General features: G+C 68.5%; 15 protein-coding genes and 1 pseudogene. 4 read left to right on the forward strand and 12 right to left on the reverse strand.

Annotation, left to right across the window (positions count from 1 at the left end):
• Nucleotides 1-78: 78 nt before the first annotated feature.
• Nucleotides 79-945 carry a hypothetical protein gene (locus AB4091_RS12900; protein ID WP_442292143.1) on the forward strand — a complete coding sequence of 289 codons (867 nt, stop codon included), beginning with the start codon at nucleotides 79-81 and terminating at the stop codon, nucleotides 943-945.
• Nucleotides 946-1,421: 476 nt separating this feature from the next.
• The gene (locus AB4091_RS12905; RefSeq protein ID WP_442292144.1) at nucleotides 1,422-2,021 is read left to right on the forward strand and encodes a recombinase family protein; all 600 of its coding nucleotides are present in this window, start codon (nucleotides 1,422-1,424) and stop codon (nucleotides 2,019-2,021) included.
• Between the two features lie 128 nt (nucleotides 2,022-2,149).
• On the opposite strand, the gene AB4091_RS12910 is transcribed toward AB4091_RS12905, so the two are convergent.
• The 6 genes from AB4091_RS12910 to AB4091_RS12935 form a co-directional block, all read right to left on the reverse strand.
• Nucleotides 2,150-2,347, reverse strand: coding sequence for an antitoxin (locus AB4091_RS12910; RefSeq protein WP_442292145.1), 198 nt, complete (start codon nucleotides 2,345-2,347; stop codon nucleotides 2,150-2,152).
• An 87-nt stretch (nucleotides 2,348-2,434) separates the two neighbouring features.
• Nucleotides 2,435-2,800 carry a large conductance mechanosensitive channel protein MscL gene (mscL, locus tag AB4091_RS12915; protein ID WP_442292146.1) on the reverse strand — a complete coding sequence of 122 codons (366 nt, stop codon included), beginning with the start codon at nucleotides 2,798-2,800 and terminating at the stop codon, nucleotides 2,435-2,437.
• A 144-nt stretch (nucleotides 2,801-2,944) separates the two neighbouring features.
• Entirely contained in the window at nucleotides 2,945-3,151 is a 207-nt protein-coding gene (locus tag AB4091_RS12920) for a hypothetical protein (RefSeq protein ID WP_442292147.1), read from the reverse strand.
• A 266-nt stretch (nucleotides 3,152-3,417) separates the two neighbouring features.
• Nucleotides 3,418-4,167, reverse strand: coding sequence for a phosphatase PAP2 family protein (locus AB4091_RS12925; protein WP_442292148.1), 750 nt, complete (start codon nucleotides 4,165-4,167; stop codon nucleotides 3,418-3,420).
• A gap of 684 nt (nucleotides 4,168-4,851) precedes the next feature.
• Nucleotides 4,852-5,148 carry a hypothetical protein gene (locus AB4091_RS12930; protein WP_442292149.1) on the reverse strand — a complete coding sequence of 99 codons (297 nt, stop codon included), beginning with the start codon at nucleotides 5,146-5,148 and terminating at the stop codon, nucleotides 4,852-4,854.
• Nucleotides 5,149-5,199: 51 nt separating this feature from the next.
• Nucleotides 5,200-5,574 carry a hypothetical protein gene (locus tag AB4091_RS12935; protein WP_442292150.1) on the reverse strand — a complete coding sequence of 125 codons (375 nt, stop codon included), beginning with the start codon at nucleotides 5,572-5,574 and terminating at the stop codon, nucleotides 5,200-5,202.
• Here AB4091_RS12935 and AB4091_RS12940 point away from each other — a divergent pair.
• The gene (locus tag AB4091_RS12940) at nucleotides 5,543-8,623 is read left to right on the forward strand and encodes an RCC1 domain-containing protein (protein WP_442292151.1); all 3,081 of its coding nucleotides are present in this window, start codon (nucleotides 5,543-5,545) and stop codon (nucleotides 8,621-8,623) included. The genes AB4091_RS12935 and AB4091_RS12940 overlap by 32 nt on opposite strands.
• Before the next feature lie 193 nt (nucleotides 8,624-8,816).
• Here AB4091_RS12940 and AB4091_RS12945 read toward each other — a convergent pair whose 3' ends face one another.
• The 4 genes from AB4091_RS12945 to AB4091_RS12960 form a co-directional block, all read right to left on the reverse strand.
• The gene (locus tag AB4091_RS12945; protein ID WP_442292152.1) at nucleotides 8,817-9,662 is read right to left on the reverse strand and encodes an ATP-dependent DNA ligase; all 846 of its coding nucleotides are present in this window, start codon (nucleotides 9,660-9,662) and stop codon (nucleotides 8,817-8,819) included.
• Between the two features lie 177 nt (nucleotides 9,663-9,839).
• Nucleotides 9,840-11,759, reverse strand: coding sequence for an AAA family ATPase (locus tag AB4091_RS12950; RefSeq protein ID WP_442292153.1), 1,920 nt, complete (start codon nucleotides 11,757-11,759; stop codon nucleotides 9,840-9,842).
• A gap of 415 nt (nucleotides 11,760-12,174) precedes the next feature.
• Nucleotides 12,175-12,486, reverse strand: coding sequence for a hypothetical protein (locus tag AB4091_RS12955; RefSeq protein ID WP_442292154.1), 312 nt, complete (start codon nucleotides 12,484-12,486; stop codon nucleotides 12,175-12,177).
• Between the two features lie 234 nt (nucleotides 12,487-12,720).
• Nucleotides 12,721-14,148, reverse strand: coding sequence for a recombinase family protein (locus tag AB4091_RS12960; protein ID WP_442292155.1), 1,428 nt, complete (start codon nucleotides 14,146-14,148; stop codon nucleotides 12,721-12,723).
• A gap of 21 nt (nucleotides 14,149-14,169) precedes the next feature.
• Here AB4091_RS12960 and AB4091_RS12965 point away from each other — a divergent pair.
• Nucleotides 14,170-14,358: pseudogene (locus AB4091_RS12965) on the forward strand (MBL fold metallo-hydrolase); the annotation flags it as partial.
• A gap of 141 nt (nucleotides 14,359-14,499) precedes the next feature.
• Here the strand turns inward: AB4091_RS12965 and AB4091_RS12970 are convergent.
• Together AB4091_RS12970 and AB4091_RS12975 are read right to left on the reverse strand one after the other, a co-directional pair.
• Nucleotides 14,500-15,900 (reverse strand): ATP-binding protein, encoded by a 1,401-nt coding sequence (locus tag AB4091_RS12970; protein ID WP_442292156.1) that lies wholly within the window; start codon nucleotides 15,898-15,900, stop codon nucleotides 14,500-14,502.
• Nucleotides 15,901-15,915: 15 nt separating this feature from the next.
• Nucleotides 15,916-17,694, reverse strand: coding sequence for an FAD-dependent oxidoreductase (locus tag AB4091_RS12975; protein ID WP_442292157.1), 1,779 nt, complete (start codon nucleotides 17,692-17,694; stop codon nucleotides 15,916-15,918).
• Between the last annotated feature and the right edge of the window lie 29 nt (nucleotides 17,695-17,723).

A 17,723-nucleotide genomic window follows, 5' to 3' on the forward strand; every position in this document is an offset into this window, starting at 1 on the left:
TCGCTTCGGCGTCAAACGCCCAAACCTACGGGGGCATGTTCATCACCATGGAGCCGGACTGACCGGTACGGTCCTTCCGTGAACGAGGCAACGAGGGAGCAGGCCAAGGCGACTTCCGAAGAGAAAACGCGCTTGATCAGGCCGATCAAGCTTACCGGCGAACAGCGCGCAGGCTCGGTACTGGTTGGCCTGGGACTTCTCGGCGCTGGAGGGTGGGGCTACATCGCGAGCGGCCACGACGGGGCCGGCACGGTCGCCTTTGTTACAGCTGGAACGCTCGCCGGGCTACTGGGGGTTATTGGCCGCGTCCCCACCAAACTAACCGGCAAGGACTATGGCCTCGAGATGATCGAGGAAGAGGTCAAGGAGCGAGTGGACGCCGAGGTTTCGGAGATCGTCGACGACCTGTCCACTTCTGCCAAGAAGGAGATCGTCGCGGCAGCGGTTCCAGTCACCCTGCCGGACGTGAACCCCACCGTCGCGAGCGACGAGGCCCTAGAAGATCTGCGATCGACGCTGGCGAAGCACAGGGTTCACTCTGTGGCACGTGACTCGGCCGCCAAGAGTCTCGCGTTCGAGAGGCAGGTATTGGCTGCACTTGATGAAGCACTGAAGGTGTACAACGACTCATATGTTCTCCAGGAGCAGGTTTTTGGTGGCGTCGTGCCCCTCGATGCGTCTATCGAACTATGGGACGGCACGATGGTTGGTGTGGAGATCAAGGCGCGACGGCATTCCCTTGATGAAGCGGCAATCATTGCGCGCGACCTGATGAAGCAACTGCCGCGAGGATTCAAGCGCGTCATGGTCGTCACCGAATCTTCGGTAGCCATCGCCGATGCGCGCGGTGCGTATGGCGCTCCGGGTTATCCAACGCAAAAATTGCTGGAAGTCGCTTTGCAGATGGCCATACCGACGCACAAGCGAGGCGAGAACCAACCATGAAGCGGCTTGCTTTGTGCCGTGAAGAGCCATGGTGAGGAATTGCATTCATCAAACTAGGCTTTTGTAACTTTGCGAACACCGGGAGCTCTGGCCTTACTACAGAAGCGTTTTCAAACACTGATAGCCTCAGATCGCCCTCCGCCGCCCGTCGCGACTCCTTCGACGCCATTACGGCTGAGCTTGCAGGCCTTCACGAGGGTCGGATCACCGAGCGGCACGGCTATCTCATCTCTTGGCTCCAGACCTTGGTGTCAAGTCGCTCCTCAACGGTCAGCGAGTCAGCGGTAGTTGGCCTCCTGCTGGGTCTGGCAACGGCTTTGGGCGCATACGTCCTCCAACTGCTTCTCAAGTACTGCACCAACAGCGAAGCCAAAAACGAGCGTTTCTGAACGCCAAGACGCCCCCGCCTCCAACGAGCCGGGGGCGTCTGTCCTTTTCCCATGTCCACAAACAACTTCTCAGAAGGAGCCACACCCATGAGTAGCGAGACGCCGACCGCGGACTACCTCGTCGGGTACGCCCGGGTATCCACCCTCGAGCAAGACGCGGCCTTGCAGCGCGATGCCCTCCATGCCGCTGGCTGTCAACGCATCTTCACCGACAAGGCGTCCGGCAAGCTCGAGCACCGGCCGGCGTTGGACGAGATGCTCGACCAACTGCGGCCAGGAGACACGGTGGTGGTGTGGAGGCTCGACCGTCTGGGCCGGAGCCTGCGTCACCTCATCGAGACCGTGCAGACGCTTGAGGGCCGTGGCGTCGCCTTTCGCAGCCTCACCGAGAGCATCGACACGAGCACGCCCGGCGGCAAGCTCATCTTCCACCTCTTCGGGGCCTTGGCAGAGTTCGAGCGCGACCTCATCCGCGAACGCACCATGGCCGGTCTCGCCGCTGCTCGCGCCCGAGGCCGCAACGGTGGACGACCGACTGTGTGGACGCCGGAGAAGCTGAAGGTTGCTCGCGGCATGTACGACAGCCGGGAGCACGATGTCGCAACCATCGCTCGTGTCGTCGGAGTCAGCAGGGCCTCGGTGTACCGGGCGCTCGGTCAGTGCGGCACCGAGGAAGTTTCGTCATAAGGAACTGGCCGGCTCCTCTCGTCTTTGGGACGGGAGGAGCCGGCCGGGGGCTCTTTTCTTGCGTTTCGGGTCTGCCTCACGTCGGGCGAACTCGTGCACGCTCCTGGTACGCGCAGAGCACCGGTGGCTTACTGATCCGTCGCGTTGTCGGCCGGGAGGCCGAGCTGACCCTCGACGGCGTCGCCGCCCTTGCTGATCTGGTCGGTGAACTTGCCTCCGGTGCGCTCGTCAAGAATGCCCTCCGCCTTCTCCAGCGCCTCCTTGGCCTGCTCGGGGTGTTCCCCTGCGAGGTTCTTCGCCTGGTCCACGATCTCGTTGAAGTCCATTGACGATCCTTCGGTTGGGCACCATCCTGCGTCGGTGCAGTGCCAGGAACCTACTCGTGCCTCCCGGGAGCCGCCAGAGCAATCACGTCAGCGGGGCCGCAGCGAGTCGCGGATCTCAGTGAGCAGAAGAACCTCTTCGGACGGGGCCTCAGGCTCCGGCTCGACCCCGGCCGCCCGGCGAGCGGCAAGATGGTTCATCGGGGCAACCACCATGAAGTACAGGGCCGCAGCCACGATGAGGAAGCTGATCGTCACCGTGATGAACGTCCCGAGGTGCACGCCACCGGGCGCCCAGGAGGAGAAGTTGGGGGTGCCCCCGAGCTTGCCGATCACGTCCATGATCACGGTGACGAACGCCTCGATGACCTTGCCGAACGCGCCGGCGATGATGACGGCGACCGCGAGGTCGACGACGTTGCCCCGCATGATGAAGTCCTTGAAACCTTTGAGCATCGGTTCTCCCTTGTCACTGGCCGACTGCGTCGATGCCGTCTTCGGATCGAGGTGTCCCCCGGCCGGGGTGCCCGACCGCCGGCTCCGCCGAGACGGTGAGCCGGGCGGCCGATGAGTCCCCCTGTACATCAGCCAGAGCTGGGGCTACTCGGCCAGCTTCGCGATGGCCTGCGCCCAGAGGAAGTACTTGTTCGTGCCCAGGTCACGCACCGTCTTGATGTTGAACGCGGCCTTGAGTGCCTCCGCGTCTGCAGCGCTGACCCCCTGCAACGCATCCACCGGCGCGTCGGCCAGCTCGCTCACCGAAGAAGCCTCGAACGCCTTGTCGACCTTGCCGGCGATGTCGCCCATGATCACTCCTGAGAGCCCAGTGCCCGCCGAGATGGCGGGCGGTGGTGCAGCTCTACCACCGGCAGTCCGGCAGCGCACTCCTAACACGGCGAGAGTCAGTGAACCGCCAGCAGATCTACGCCCCTGCCCTGCGTGCGGGACGTCGTCCTGGGCGGCCAGGCTGTGGATTCCTGGCCAGTCCGCGTTTGGGACCCTCGAAGCGCCTCCCCTAAGAACCAGGCGTGCGGCCTCCTAGTGTCCGGGTCACCGTTTCCGTCGGGGTCTAGCTAGGTGCGATCTTGTCGGCGTGGCCCGGTTGCAGGCCGTGATCGGGCCGCGGGCGCAGCCCCGGACATCACCGTCCACGCCTTGAAGATCGCGGTCATGGCCGCCAGCCACGCCGCGCCCAAGACGAAACCCGCCACCACGTCACTGACGTAGTGGGCCGCGAGGGCGACTCGGGAGAACCCGATCAGCAGCACCATGAGGACCGCCACGGTCACAGCGGCCCGTCGCCAGGGACGGGCGAGCCTAGGAAGGAATAGCAGCAGGAGGACACCGAAGCCGACGATCGCCGCCTGGGCATGACCGCTCGGGAAGCTGGCACCCGGCTCGTGGACGAACGGTTGGCTGACGACCGGTCTGGTGCGGTGTGCGGCCGCCTTCACCGCCGTGTTCAGTAGCGACGATCCGGCGATGGTGATGACGGTGAAAGCGGCCAGGCGCCACCTGCGGCGCCACACCAGCCAGATAATGATCAGCGCGGTGACGATCTGCCACGACAGGGCGGAGCCTGCGTCGCTCGCGGTTCGCATGACGGCCACGAACGCGGGGTTCGTGAGGGCGTATTGGTGGAGTTGGTCCCGAGCGGTGAAGTCTGCTGTCGCGAGGGGGCTCCACTTGTCCTCGACGAGCAGGAGAAGCCCCGCGAACGGGACCACGACCAGCAGTAGCGCGGCGGCAGTCAGCATCTTGCGCGCCCCGTAGCGGCTCACCGCGCGGCTCGAGATGTCTGACGTTGGCGCATTGCTGGTCATCAGTCCTCCTCTGTCGGCTGCCGGGACGGTGAGCCGGGCCCCCGGTACGTGCCCGCCGAAGGCTCCCTGTAAACGTTGGGGCTCCAACCACGAGGCGGAGCGGCCCGGCCGGTGCGCGCGTCAGCTGAGTTGTTCAGTGGGGTCGAGGTCTGGTTTCGCACGGTGCAGCCGCACCGCATCACGGAGCACGCCTGCGGCCGCAGAGGCGTCGGGCCTCGACCTCCACGACGAACGGCGCGACGACTATCGCCGGCATGGTCCGGCTCAGCCTCACTTAAAGGCGCGCTTTGTCCCGTGCGGCCTGTCGGACCAGAGCGATGTGCGATTTTACGCAAACGGCCCATATGTAAGAGGCTGTCTCGCTAGCGTGCGTCAGGGCGCTCAGCCCACACACGGGGGAGGCCTCATGGCTCGAAGAAGTCTGCTCGCAACGATTGCAGCAATCGCGATGCTCTTCGCCGCCATCGGCCCGGCGAACGCTGCAGCGTCCACGGCCATCTCCGGCTGGACGAGTACCGCGCTGACAGCAGCGGTCGGCTACACCGTCGCCGATGCCGTGGCCGTCAAGACAGGAGCGAGTTCGAAAACGCGGGCCGTGCAGGTGCAACGGCACCCAGCCACAACCACGACCTGGACCACGGTGACCAGCACCACCACCAGCGCCACGGGAGCATTCACGGCTCGCTACACCGTGCCGACCACCGGGACCTGGTACTTCCGCGTGTACGTGCCGGCCAGCTCGACTGGTTCTGCCGCGGCCACCGCCACCCGCAAGGTCACCGGCATCTCCGGGGCAGGGGCCGTTGTAGCCGGGTGGGTCACCAGCCCGCTCACCGGCGCAGTCGGGTACAGCGTCACAGTCCCCGTGTCGGTGAAGACCGGCGCCGGGTACCTGGCCCGCTCCGTGCAGGTCCAGCGGCGAGCGAGCACGACCCCCTCGTGGACCACGCTGGCGACCGGAACGACCAGCAGCGCCGGCACCTACACTGCCGCTGTTGCGGTCCCCGGCACCGGCGCCTGGTACTTCCGCCTCTACATCCCAGCCACGACCACCGCCGCCGCGGCGACCACAGCCAGCCGGACCGTCACCGGCGTCACCGGGGCCCCGACCACCGTGTCCGGGTGGCCCACCACTACCGCGTCCGGCGCCGTCAGCCACACCTTCTCCTCGCCCGTTGTCGTCAAGACCGGTACAGCGGCCACGGCGCGGCCGGTGTCCGTGCAACGGCGAGCCTCGAGCACGACTACGTGGAGCACCGTGGCAACGGGCACCACGAGCAGCACCGGCGCGTACACGGCCGCGTACGCCATCCCGGCCACCGGCACGTGGTACTTCCGCCTGCTCGCACCCGCGACGGCCTCCGCGGCGGCCGCCGTGACCGCGCAGCGGCAGGTCACCGGCGTCATCGGCCTGCCCACGGCGGTGACCGGGTGGCCGGCGACCACCGTCAGCGTCGCATCCGGGCAGGCCCTGGCCTCCGCCGTCCGTGTTCAGACCGGCAGCGGCTACACGGCGCGGCCCGTGCAGGTGCAACGTCGGCTCTCGACCGCGACCACCTGGTCCACCGTCGCGGTTGGCTCGACCGACTCACTCGGCACCTACACGGCCACGTACGCGCCGTCGTCGGTGGGTACCTGGTACTTCCGCCTCAACGTGCCAGCGACCGTTACAGCTGCTGCCGCGACGAGCGCGCAGCGGCAGGTCAACGCCTCCCGCCCAGCCCCCCAGGTGACGTCGACGCTGCCTGACGGGACCGCCGGCGCCAGCTACCTGGCTGTGCTGACCGCGACCGGGGGAATCGCTCCTTACACGTGGACCGCCACGGGCCTACCGACCGGGCTCACTATTGCCGCCGATGGCTCCATCACCGGCACGCCGGCCGCGACCGGCACCTCCGCCGTCACGGTCACCGTGACCGACGTGGCAGGCACGCCCACCGCAGCAACCTTGTCACTGAAGGTCCCGACCAGCCTGCCATCCGCGTGCCACGACGCGTCCTGCGCGTTCCTGACCCCTGACGGCGCCACCAAACAGGTCCCGGCCACCGACATCAGCACCTTGACGCTCGACCCGAGCACCGGCGCGATCACTGGCGCCACCCTCACCGGGACCACCGTCACCGCCGGTGACGTCCTGGTCCTGGCCCCCACCGCCACGAACCCCTCCGGTGCGATCGGCATTGCCGGCGACCCGACCAGCAACCCGGATGGCAGCATCACGGTCCCCCTGACGCCGGGTACCCTCGATGACGCCTACGCCGAAGGCATCGTCCACACCGTCACCCCCGACCTGAGCCAGTCCAACACCACTGCGTCCGCAGGCGGTGCACCCGGGACTTCCTCGGCGACTCGTGCGCAGTCACCGTCGAGCCTAGCGACGAGTTCAGGCAGTTCACTGACCTGCACGGGTGGTGCCACGGCGACCTTCACCGCGTTGAGCGCGACGCCGACCGTGACCCCGCAGCTCACCGCTTTGTGGAAGCACCCGTTCTTCGGAGGTGGCGGGGTCTACGTCGGGACCGGTGGCCTGTCGTTGTTCCAAACCAGCGTCGATGCCTCCCTCACCCTCACTGCCGGGGTGTCCGTCTCCGGGAGCAGCCACTGCACGTACGCGTTCCCAACTATCAAGCAGGTGTTCCCGGCCGGCAACCTCGGTGCCGTCGTGGTTCTGGCAAGCCCGTCGGTGAGCCTGGACGTCTCCGGCAAGGTCGAAGCGACCGTCAGCGTGACCTACGAGTGCTCGACGCTGTACCGATGGGACAACGGCTCCGAGAGCCGTGTCTCGTACTGCCGCGCGAAGAACCAGCCGCTGCAGTTGTCGAGCGACTCCGGTGTCACCGCAACCTTTGCCGCGAGCATCGCTGTCACCACCACGCTCAACGGCGGCCCCGGCCTCAAGGGCAGCCTGACCCCCTCCCTGACGGCCACGTACACGCCTCTGAGCCAGCCGATCGCGGCCCTGACCGGCAAGGTGGACGCGAACCTGACCGCGTGCCTCGCGTGCCTGTTCAAGGGTGCCCCCAGCAACATCACCCTCTACAACGGCACCCTGTGGGGACCCAAGACGCTCGCCACGTACAGCACCGCCACACAGGTCGCGGCCGCCCCACCAGTCATCTCCAGCACAGCCCTCCCCAACGGACAGGTCGGAGTGCCCTACAGCGCACCATTGACCACGGCGGACAACCGCAACGGCGCCTGGTCCGTGACGGGCCTGCCTCCCGGCCTAACCCAGTCCGGCAACACAATCACCGGCACACCGACCACGGCCGGTACCTGGCTTGCGACCATCCGCTTCACCGACGCGGCCGGGCGGGTGGGCGCGGCGTCCACCTCCCTGCGGGTGTGGACCAACCGGCCGACGACGACCGGCACCATCTCGACCGCCGTCGCCCTGAGCTCCAACGATTACCAAACCTGCGCGCTCACCAGCGTCGGCGGCGTCAAGTGCTGGGGCTTCAACGGATCGGGACAGCTCGGCGACGGCTCCTTGCAGGACTCCGCCATCCCGGTCAACGTCGTTGGGCTCACAAGCGGCGTGAAGTCGATCGCAGCTGGTGCCGAGCACACGTGCGCGGTGACGACCTCGGGCGGCGTCAAGTGCTGGGGCTACAACGGAGAGGGCGAGCTCGGTGACGGCTTCACCGACCTGGTCTCGGTGACCCCGGTGGACGTCGTCGGGCTATCAAGTGGCGTGCAGACCGTCAGCGCCGGCTGGGACTACACGTGCGCGCTGACCACCGCGGGTGGTGTCACGTGCTGGGGCGCCAACCCGGACGGCGAGCTGGGCGACGGCTCCACCACGGGCTCGGCCACCCCGGTCAACGTTGTGGGGCTCACAAGCGGCGTGAAGTCAATCAGTGCCGGGTACCACAGCGCATGCGCGGTGACCACCGCAGGCGCTCTCAAGTGCTGGGGTGCGAATGAATCCGGTCAACTCGGCAACGACTCTTTTACCCAATCGTCCGTCCCGGTCGACGTGGTCGGGCTTACCAGCGGGGTGGCATCGGTCAGTGTCGGCCTTGACAGCACCGCATGCGCGGTGACCACCGCAGGCGGTGTCAAGTGCTGGGGCGCCAACTCGTACGGGCAGTTGGGCAGCGGCTCCACCTCGCCCTCCACCACCCCAGTCGACGTCGTAGGGCTATCGAGTGGCGTGCAGGCCGTCAGCGTCGGCGTGCTTCACACCTGTGCGGCCACCAGCGCCGGCGGTGTCAAGTGCTGGGGATACAGCGGAGACGGGGAGCTCGGCAACGGCTCAACAACTGCCTCGGCCGTCCCTGTCGACGTGGCACGGTCCACAAGTGGCGTGCGGGCCGTAAGCGCCGGCGCCTTCCACGCGTGCGCCCTGACAACTGCAGGCCGCGTTGCATGCTGGGGCTCAAACTCCTCTGGGCAGCTCGGCGCTGGCACCTCCACCGACTCGGCCACGCCGGTCGATGTTGTCGGGTTCTAGCGGCCAACGCTCCGCGCGCAAAGTCGGAACGACGAGCGTCTGCCGCCCGGAAGTCGTCGCCTACAACCAAGGCGGCCTGCCTGGAGACAAACGCTAGTCGGCGATGCCCTGGATACCTTCCCCTGCCTGACCGCGGTTCTTCACTCACACGCATGATCATGCCGCTAGGCACATGTCTGCCGGCAGGGTCGGGTCAGCAAAGCTCCGCAGGGTCCAGGTCGGGCCGGGCCCGGTGCAGTCGCGCGGCATGGCGCAGCACCCCGGCGGCCGCTGAAGCGTCGGCCTCGACCTCCACGACGAACGGCGCGACGACCGTCACCCTCGTGGGTTCGGCTGAGCCCCAGGCGAACGAGCGCTCGAAGACCTCGCCGGTCGGGTGCAGCAAGGGCGACAGCGATCTGCCGACGGCCTTCGACAGCGTGGTCGTAGATCCGGCAGTGACCGGCTGACCGTCGTCGTCCACATGACCTGGGAACGCGAGCACCAACCCACTCGGAGCCGCCCGGTCCCCGGTGAATCCAATCGCGAGCATGTCGAGCGTCTGTTTGGCCTTGACCTTCCACCAGACGCGTTGGCCCGGCAGGGTCGGGTAGGTGCCGCCGGCCTCCTTGACCACCAGCCCCTCGATGCCGCCGGCGGTGAGGGTGCGGAACCACTCCGCGGCCAGGGCCACGTCGTCGGTCTGCTGGCACAGCACGATCGGAGACGCCATGCCGTGCAGGGCCTGCTCGAGCACCGACCGACGCTCCCGCAGCGGTGATGCCCGCAGGTCCTCCGATCCGGCTGCGAGCACGTCGAAGACGACCAGCTGAGCAGGGCGTCTCGCGGCGACCGCGCGGAGCCGCCGACCGGCGGTCATCCGGGCCTGCAGGCCCTCAAAGTCGAGCCGTCCGCCGGCCGGGTCCCACGCGATGACCTCGCCATCGAGGACGAGGTCGTCCGCCAGCCGCGAGGTCAGCACAGGCGTGAGGTCGGGGAACAGGGGTGTGAGGTTGGTGCCGGTCCGGGAGTTGCCGCCATGAGCGCTGACACGCCGCAATCCCGAGGCGTGTCCGGGGCTGCTGGCCTGCACAACGAGATCGCCGTCAGTTAGCCCGGTACCCCGCCACGCCGCCGCTCCTAGAGAGCGGGAGCGGCGGCGGGGTGGTGTTGTGCCTGATCCTGACCCCGCCGACCCCGCCGCCACCCCGCCGCCAGTTCCGCGGCGGGGTGGGGTCTAACGCTTGCGCAGCCTCAGGGCTTTGCGAAGGACTGCCCTGCTCGGGTGCTGATCGTGCTGTGCCAGGAAGGTCTTCACCCGGTCTTCTCCGTGGTCGGCTGGCACGCCGAGCTCATTCATCAGCTCCACGAGGTCACGCGCCATGTCATCCCGGTTGGCGGACAATGAGTGGTAGCGAAGGTATCCGTTCAGCTGGTCGTGGTCGCGTCCCACCTTGATGGTGCTCACGCCCGCGATCCTGGACTTCTCCACTTTGAGCTCGACCGTGGTCGGTGTGGCGCTGAGGTGGTACTCGAGGTCGACGTCATCGCGTTTGCCGGCGCTGCCGCGGGCGCCCTTGCCGGCGTCCTTCCCGGTGTTGTCGGTCCGCAGGACGGTCAGCCCTCGGCGCTTGAGCTCCCTGCCGGTGTGCCGGTAGAACCGGCGGATCGTGTCGGCGTCGTTCTCCGCTCCTTCGATCACCCGCTGGAAGCTGTCGAGCACCACGACGTCGCCCTCCTCGAGCCCGAACATGTCCAAGGCGGTAGTCAGGTGGGCCGCACCCGCCTCGGTGTCCAGGTCCCAGAGATCGGGCAGGAGGAGAAGATGCAGATCATCGAGGGTCGCCACGTTCCCGGGGTTGACTCCGAGTGCGAGGAGACGCTCGCGCAGATCGACGGAAGTGTTCTCCATATCGGCATACATGACCCGCCGCGGGCGTGGAATGGGCATCCCAGCGAAGGACTCATCGCCCCGGGCGACCGCGAGGGCGACGGCGAGCGCCAGCAGCGACTTGCCTGCCCCCGCCTTCGCCACCAGCGACACCGCGGCTCCTGCGGGAATGAAGCCCTCCACCACCCACTCGCGATCGCCTACCGTGGAGTCAAGCAGTGCAGCCAGCGGGAGCGCCTGGATCGGGCGCCGATCGCGATCCGCGCCCGCGCGGCGCAGCGGCTGCACCCGCCGAGGAGACTGGCGCTCGGACGTCTTCGTGGTCGCGCGGTCCTCGACAATCTTGCCCCAGCACACGGCGAGGTCGTCGTCACCGCGAGCGTGGAGGCGTTCCTGGAGGTCGGGCCGGTGCCTCTCGATAAGGTCGACGACGTCGCTGAGCTGAAGACCCTCATCGTGGGCGGCAGCCACGATCCGCATCGTGTCCACGGATCGGTCCCCGGTGTCATCACCAACGGCGTCCCGGACGGTGACGGGTATCGACCCGTCTCCGACCAGCGACTGTGAGAGCGGAGGTTCAGAGCGCCCAGCACCGGTCACAGCCCGCTGCCTCACGCGCTTGCTGACCAGGGGCAGGTCTACGCGGAGGTACTCGGCAACAGCTTCCGGCGTCGACCGCAAGCCGGAGGCAGACGGCCGAATGGCGAACTGGACTCCGGCTGGGCTGGCTGCCTGTCGCACTCGAGCCTTGTGGTTCAGCGTTCCCGGGGGCCGGAGCAGATCGTTGTCTGCGATCTTGTCGTCCCCGCCGAGACGATCACGTAGTGCCACGCACAAGGCTCGGTGCTCCTCCACAGCGACGCTGCGATCCAGTGGGACGTACAGGTGGTACGAGTCACGGCTGCCGGACGCGATCACGAAGCCGCCGAGGTCTCGGGCGACCTGGATCACGGATGCCGTTGGGTCGCCATCGACGTCGGCGTGGACACACCAGCGGGCGACCGACTGACCTCGCCGCCTCTCGCGCCCCCTCATCAGGTACGGACACATGAACACGTCCCCATCGCAACTAGCCTGCCGCACGAAGCTCACCAGCTCCTCCCGCTCAGCTGGCCACTGGAACGAGCGCGGCTCGAAGCTGGCGTACTCGTACTTGCCATCGACCAGTCGAGGGGCCCGGCCGAGCGCCAAGTGGGCGTATCCCTCGCCCTCCGCGAAGGCCGCGTCCGCGAAGACTTCGATGTCCGTGCCTGCGGTGGCGCCCATGGGATTTAGAATTGAACCGAGCTTGAGGTTGTCCGCCGAATTGCTCTGCGCCGCCCGGGTATCCACGCCCGAGCGGCGCAACCCACTCGTCATCGCACCTCACCCCGCAGCAGACGGGCGAGCTTCTCACGTTGCTCTTGGGTCAGGGGCGGCGCGGCGTCGACGACGCGCTGAATGTACTCGCCCAGGCGCTCGGCCTTGAAGTCGCGAGTGAGCTCAACCGTCTCCGGGGCTTCGGGGCGGTGTCGCGTCAGGGCTGCGACCCGGGCACGGGTCGTTCGCGTAGCAGGTTTCATCGGAGTGCCTCTCAGGCATGTCAAGCACGCCCTCCGATGAGAGGACTGGACTACGCAGGGGTACAGCCGCCTGCGTCCGACGCTCTGCTGCTACGAGCGTAGCAACATCCGGTCGTGCGTCACAGAGGCACCCGGCGGGTCAGGGGTCCCGCGCCCTGCACGTACGACTCAGCCAAGTACCAGAAGATCTTCTCTTCCCGGCGCTGCGGCGCGTGGCCGCAGCGTGGGCACAGGAACTGGTATCGACGACGGATGTCCCCAGCCTCGTCCCGGAGCTCCTGTAGCTGGGCCGCCGCGTTCTTTCCCATGGCGTAGACCTGGTTGGCGTGGAACTCCGCGTCGTGGGTCTCGATCCCCCATGCGCCAAGCGCCGTCTCTACACCGCGACGCGCGCATGGCTCGCACACCAGCTCGACGGCGACGTAGTGCATGAAGTGATCCGATGGTAAGGAGTGCCCACCGGCATCCCTGCTCGCAGGCTTGTTCTTCGCGATTCTGTTACCTCGTGCGCCCACTAGTTCACCTTTCGCAGCGCCTAGGTTGTGGTGGCGGTTAATGCCCAGCCATTCGGCACGGACCCATCGCCGCCGAGCGTGTATCACAAGCTGGTCCGTCCCGTGGCGGCGCGCATGGCTGGCCGCTCGTGCCAGCGACCATCGGGTTCGTCACGACGCACTGTTCCAGACGAACCTCACGCACTCAGGGTCGAAGCCAGGGCCACGGCGCTTCACCTTGTCGATGACCACCATCACATCGAGCGCCTGCAGCACCGCGCGCCGTTGCACCACGGACATGGCGTCCCATCGCTCGGCGGCCCCGGGCCCCGCGAGCGCAGCGAGGGCCTCGAGGTCGCGCGAACCGGCGTGCTTCGCGCGCTCAGCTTCCGCGGCGGCGATCTCAGGCGTCAGGCGCGCCGTGATGCGCTCCAACTGGTCACCCGTTATGCCCCCATCGGCGAATCGGTCGGCGGCATCGTCCAGACGGCCGCGCAGGTCACGCGCACGGGCATCAGCCGCCTTCGCAGCCTCCTCGTCGCCGAGCAGCCAATCGAGAGCGTCTGGACGGCTCAGGCGCGCCACGACAACACCTCGTACCAGGTCGTCAACGCTCTCCTGCTGACGCCCGACGCACCCGTCCGCATCGCAGACATACAGGCGCTTCTTCGTTCCCCATCTAGAGTTGCCCTTCAGCGCCACCCGCAACCGGGTACCACAGACACCGCACACCCCCACGCCGAAGGTGAGCAGGTGCTTTCGAGCGCCCGGTCGGGTCGCGCCGTTCGTCTGACGGCCTGGGCTGGTCAGAATCTCACGTACGCGGTCCCATTCTGCGCGGTCGATCAACGACGGCCACGTCCCCTCGAGCAGGGCCTCATCGTCTCGGTCACGGTGGCGGACGAGCAGTGCCACGTTCGACGGCCGGATGGCGATCTTCTTGACGCTCGTCTTACCCCACGTCGGCGACTTCGGTGCTGGCACGCCTCGCTTGTTGAGATCGGCGGTCACGGCCAGCAGCGGCTCACGCTCGCCCAGACGGCGCACGATCTCACGAACGATGTCGGCCTCGTGCGGCACGACTTCGTACTGGTCACCGACGCGCTTCCACCCGTAGCCGAGCGGCCCGTTTGGGCGGCCCTGCCGAGCGCGGTGGGCTGCAGCTGCGAGGACACGCTCGCTCTTTATCTCAGACTCAAGGGTGTCCATCTCCCCGAGTAGGCCGGCCACGGCCCGACCCGAGGCCGTGGCCAGATCGAGGTCGGTGCCCTGGACCGCGACGATGTTCACCTTTGCAGCGGCGAAAGCGTCTATGTCGCGAGCGCGTTCCGATCGGTTGCGCCACAACCGGCTCATCTGGAACACCACAATGGCGTCGAACTCGCGCCGCTTCACAGCTTCGAGCATTGAGGAGTACCCAGGGCGGTGCTTGCCCCGTAGCGCGCTGATGTTGTTGTCGGAGTATCGACCCACAATCTCCCAGCCACGGGCAGCGCAAAGTGCGGCGGCGTCGTGCAGCTGCCGTTCGACGCCATGCGCCTTCCCAGTGCTGTCTTCGCTGATCCTCGCGTAGAGCGCCACCCTCGGGGTCATTGACATATTGTCACTTTAGCACCGCGCCTGTTCCCCGGCGGCATCGGCAACACGAAGAACCCCGGCCAGAGCTTCGACTCGCTCATCGACGACGTCACCACGCGGGTCTTCGACGTCTACGACGACGACACGTGGTTCTACCCGGGCCACGGCGACGACTCGACCATCGGGGCCGAGCGCCCGCACGTCGACGAGTGGCGGGCCCGCGGCTGGTGAGGCTCGCTGCCTCCGAGGGTGCGCGGTCCCGTCAGCGGTGCGCAGTGCAACGCGCACTCGTGCCGGAACGCCGCACTCCTGACGCCTCCGCGCACGCGTGCGTGGTCCCGAGAACGTATGCCGTGTGCTCGGCCGCGTCGTTCAGGCGCTGCCGGGGGTCCGGCTGACCGGCAGCCGCACCCGGAACCTGGTGTCGCCGGGCCGCGACTCGATCTCGATGCTGCCGCCGTGGCGCTCGACGATGATCCGGTGCGCGACGTCGAGGCCCAGCCCGGTCCCGCGCCCGACCTCCTTCGTCGTGTAGAACGGCTCGAACGCCCGCTGCCGCACCTCTGGGCTCATGCCGGCGCCGGTGTCGGCCACCTCGACCAGCACCGCGTCGCCGTCGTGCCGCGTGCGCACGGTCAGGGTCCCCTTGCCGTCCATCGCGTCGACAGCATTGTCCACGAGGTTGGTCCACACCTGGTTGAGCTCGCCGGGCAGGCCGTCGACGAGCGGAACGTCGCTCCCCCAGTCGCGCACCACGGTGACGCCCGGGCGGAGACGGGGACCCATGACGAGCAGGGTGCTGTCGATGCCCTCGCGCACGTCGACCCGCTGGTGCGACGCGCGGTCCATCTGCGAGTACGTCTTGATGCCGGCGACGAGCTCGGAGACGCGCCTGGTCGACTCACGCACCTCCGCGAGCAAGGAGGCGACGTCGATGGTGCGCGCCACCCACTCGAGCGAGGCCCCGAGCGCGTCGCCGGGCACCGTCGCGGTGGCACGCTCGAGCCAGGCGACGTCCGCGCCGGCGGAGACGAGAGGGGCCGCGAGGTCCCACGGATGCTCGACCCCGGCACGCTCGAGCCAGTCGCCCAGCTCCTCCTCGCGGTCTGCCGTCTCGAGCGGGTCGGGCAGCGCCGACGGCGCGCTGAGCGAGCGACGCAACGAGTCGAGGGACTCGAATCCCTCGGCCGTGAGACCGCGAACGGCCATGTGCCGCAAGGCCTCCAGCAACCCGTCGCACGCGCGTTCGAGCTCGGCTGCCGAGCGCGCGGACGCTGCCGCGGGGTTGTTGATCTCGTGCGCGAGACCCGCGGCGAGCGTGCCGAGGGTGACGAGGCCGCTGCGCTGCCGGGCCGTGGCCTCGATCGAGCGGGCCGTGCCGTAGAGGCCCGCCACCAGGTGCGCTGCGAACGGGAACCACGCGTCGGCGAGGTCACGAAGACTCTGGGCGGGCACTCGCAACATGCGCCCGGCAGCGACGCCGCGCGCGGTCGCGAGGTAGACGCCGTTCTCGTCCCAGGCCCGGAAGCCCCCGGCCCAGCGGCCCGGCACGTCCATCCGTCCGACGGTGACGTCCTCGCGGCCGATGTGGCGTGACAGGTCGAGGGCCCCGTCGACGAGCGCCCACCAGTGGTCGGCGCGGTCGCCTTCGTGGAAGAGGACGTCGCCCGGCACCACCACGACCTCGTCGCCCGCCGCGAGCAGCTCGACGAGCTGGTCGTCGCGCAGGCCGTCGAAGAGTGGCACGGTCCGGAGGTCGGCGAGCTCGAGCATCCCGTTTCCAGCCCGTCAGATCGTCGCGAGGTAGCGATGCACGAAGTAGACCGACATCGAGCCCTCGCCGACGGCAGAGGCCACCCGCTTCATCGAGTCGGAGCGCACGTCGCCCGCGGCGAACACGCCGGGGAGGCTCGTCTCGAGGGCGAAGGGCGGACGGCTCAGTGTCCACCCGCCGGCATACGGGCCCGACACGAGGTCGTGGCCGGTCACGACGAACCCGTGCCCGTCGCGCGCCACCTCCGTGCCGAGCCAGTCGGTGCGGGGAGCGGCGCCGATGAAGACGAAGAGCCACGCGGCGTCGACCTCGGTCGTCGTGCCGAGTGCCCGGTCGGCGAGCGTGAGACGTTCGAGGTGGCCGTCGCCGCCCGCCGCCACCACCTCGGTGCCGCACAGGACGCGGATGCGCTCGTCGGCGCGGATCCGCTCGACGAGGTACTGCGACATGCTCGCCTCGAGTGACGTGCCCCGGACGACGAGCGTCACCCGGCGTGCGAACCGGGCGAGGTTGAGCACCGCCTGCCCGGCCGAGTTCGCCGCGCCGACGACGTAGACCTCCTCACCGGCGCAGGCCGCCGCCTGGCCGGCACTGGCGCCGTAGTGGACACCCCGTCCCACGAGCGCGTCCAGGCCGACCGCCTCGAGGCGGCGGTAGGCGACCCCCGTCGCGAGCACGACACTGCGCGCCTCGATGTCGGTGAAGGCGTCGGTGAAGGCGTCGGTGCCCGAGCCGGGTGCCGAGCCCACGGCGCCTTCCGATCCGCCCGCGCCGCGCGCGCCGCCGCCGTCGTGCACCGGGTCGCGCCCCTGGACGACCTCGATACCCTCGAGGCGTACGGCCCGGACCGGCCCGCGGGACTCGAGCGCTACGACGTCGCGCGCCAGCACCATCTCGGCGCCGAAACGTCGGGCCTGGGCGATCGCGCGCTGGGCCAGGTCTGCGCCGGAGAGGCCACGCGGGAAGCCGAGGTAGTTCTCGATCGCGGCGCTCTGTCCTGCCTGTCCACCGGGCGCCTCGTGCTCGACGACGACGGTGCTGAGTCCCTCCGACGCGGCGCAGACGGCTGCCGCCAGACCCGCCGGGCCGCCACCCACGATGCAGAGGTCGTAGAGGTCGCGCTCCGCCCGGGTGCGCAGCCCGAGGGCGCTCGCGATCGCGACGGTCGTCGGCGCCCGGAGCGTCTCGCCGTCGGGCACGAGCACCAGCGGCAGGTCCTCGGGTGGTGCACCCGCGAGGTCGCGCAGCCGCGCCCCCTCGGCGTCCCGCTCGACGTCGAGCCAGACGTAGGGCACGTGGTTGTTGGCGAGGAAGGTCTTGACGGTGTGGCTGCCCTCGGACCAGCGGTCCCCCACGACGCGTACGTCGTTCGTGTGGTCGGGGTGGGCGTTGTGCCAGTCGGCGAGCAGGTCGTCGATCACGGGATAGAGGTTCTCGTCGGGCGGATCCCACGGCTTGAGGAGGTAGTGGTCGAGCCCGATGTCGTTGATGGCGGCGATCGCGACGTCCGTGTCGGCGTACGCAGTGAGCAGGAGCAGCTTGGCGTCCGGCACGTCGGCGCGCACCCGGGCGAGCACCTCGATGCCGGTCAGGCCTGGCATGCGCTGGTCGGCCGCGACGAGGGCGAGCGGCTGGCCCTTCAGCAGGAGCCGCGCCACCAGGTCGAGGGCCTCGGCGCCGGAGCCGGCCCGCAGGATGCGGTGGTCGGCGCCGTAGCGTGCCCGCAGGTCCCTCGCGATTGCAGCGGAGACCGGGGCGTCGTCGTCCACCGTGAGGATTGCCGGTCTCGCCACGCGCCCAGCGTACGAGCGCTACGGGGCGC

Source organism: Terrabacter sp. 2RAF25 (genome assembly GCF_052115265.1).
Taxonomy (GTDB): domain Bacteria; phylum Actinomycetota; class Actinomycetes; order Actinomycetales; family Dermatophilaceae; genus Terrabacter.

Excerpts from the sequence above, each read along its gene's own strand:
- AB4091_RS12905 (WP_442292144.1), top strand. The coding sequence starts at position 1,422 with ATGAGTAGCGAGACGCCGACCGCGGACTACCTCGTCGGGTACGCCCGG.
- AB4091_RS12910 (WP_442292145.1), bottom strand. The coding sequence starts at position 2,347 with ATGGACTTCAACGAGATCGTGGACCAGGCGAAGAACCTCGCAGGGGAA.
- mscL (WP_442292146.1), bottom strand. The coding sequence starts at position 2,800 with ATGCTCAAAGGTTTCAAGGACTTCATCATGCGGGGCAACGTCGTCGAC.
- AB4091_RS12920 (WP_442292147.1), bottom strand. The coding sequence starts at position 3,151 with ATGGGCGACATCGCCGGCAAGGTCGACAAGGCGTTCGAGGCTTCTTCG.
- AB4091_RS12925 (WP_442292148.1), bottom strand. The coding sequence starts at position 4,167 with ATGACCAGCAATGCGCCAACGTCAGACATCTCGAGCCGCGCGGTGAGC.
- AB4091_RS12935 (WP_442292150.1), bottom strand. The coding sequence starts at position 5,574 with ATGACGCCGGTGACCTGCCGCTGCGCGGTCACGGCGGCCGCCGCGGAG.
- AB4091_RS12950 (WP_442292153.1), bottom strand. The coding sequence starts at position 11,759 with ATGGGCGCCACCGCAGGCACGGACATCGAAGTCTTCGCGGACGCGGCC.
- AB4091_RS12955 (WP_442292154.1), bottom strand. The coding sequence starts at position 12,486 with ATGCACTACGTCGCCGTCGAGCTGGTGTGCGAGCCATGCGCGCGTCGC.
- AB4091_RS12960 (WP_442292155.1), bottom strand. The coding sequence starts at position 14,148 with ATGTCAATGACCCCGAGGGTGGCGCTCTACGCGAGGATCAGCGAAGAC.
- AB4091_RS12970 (WP_442292156.1), bottom strand. The coding sequence starts at position 15,900 with ATGCTCGAGCTCGCCGACCTCCGGACCGTGCCACTCTTCGACGGCCTG.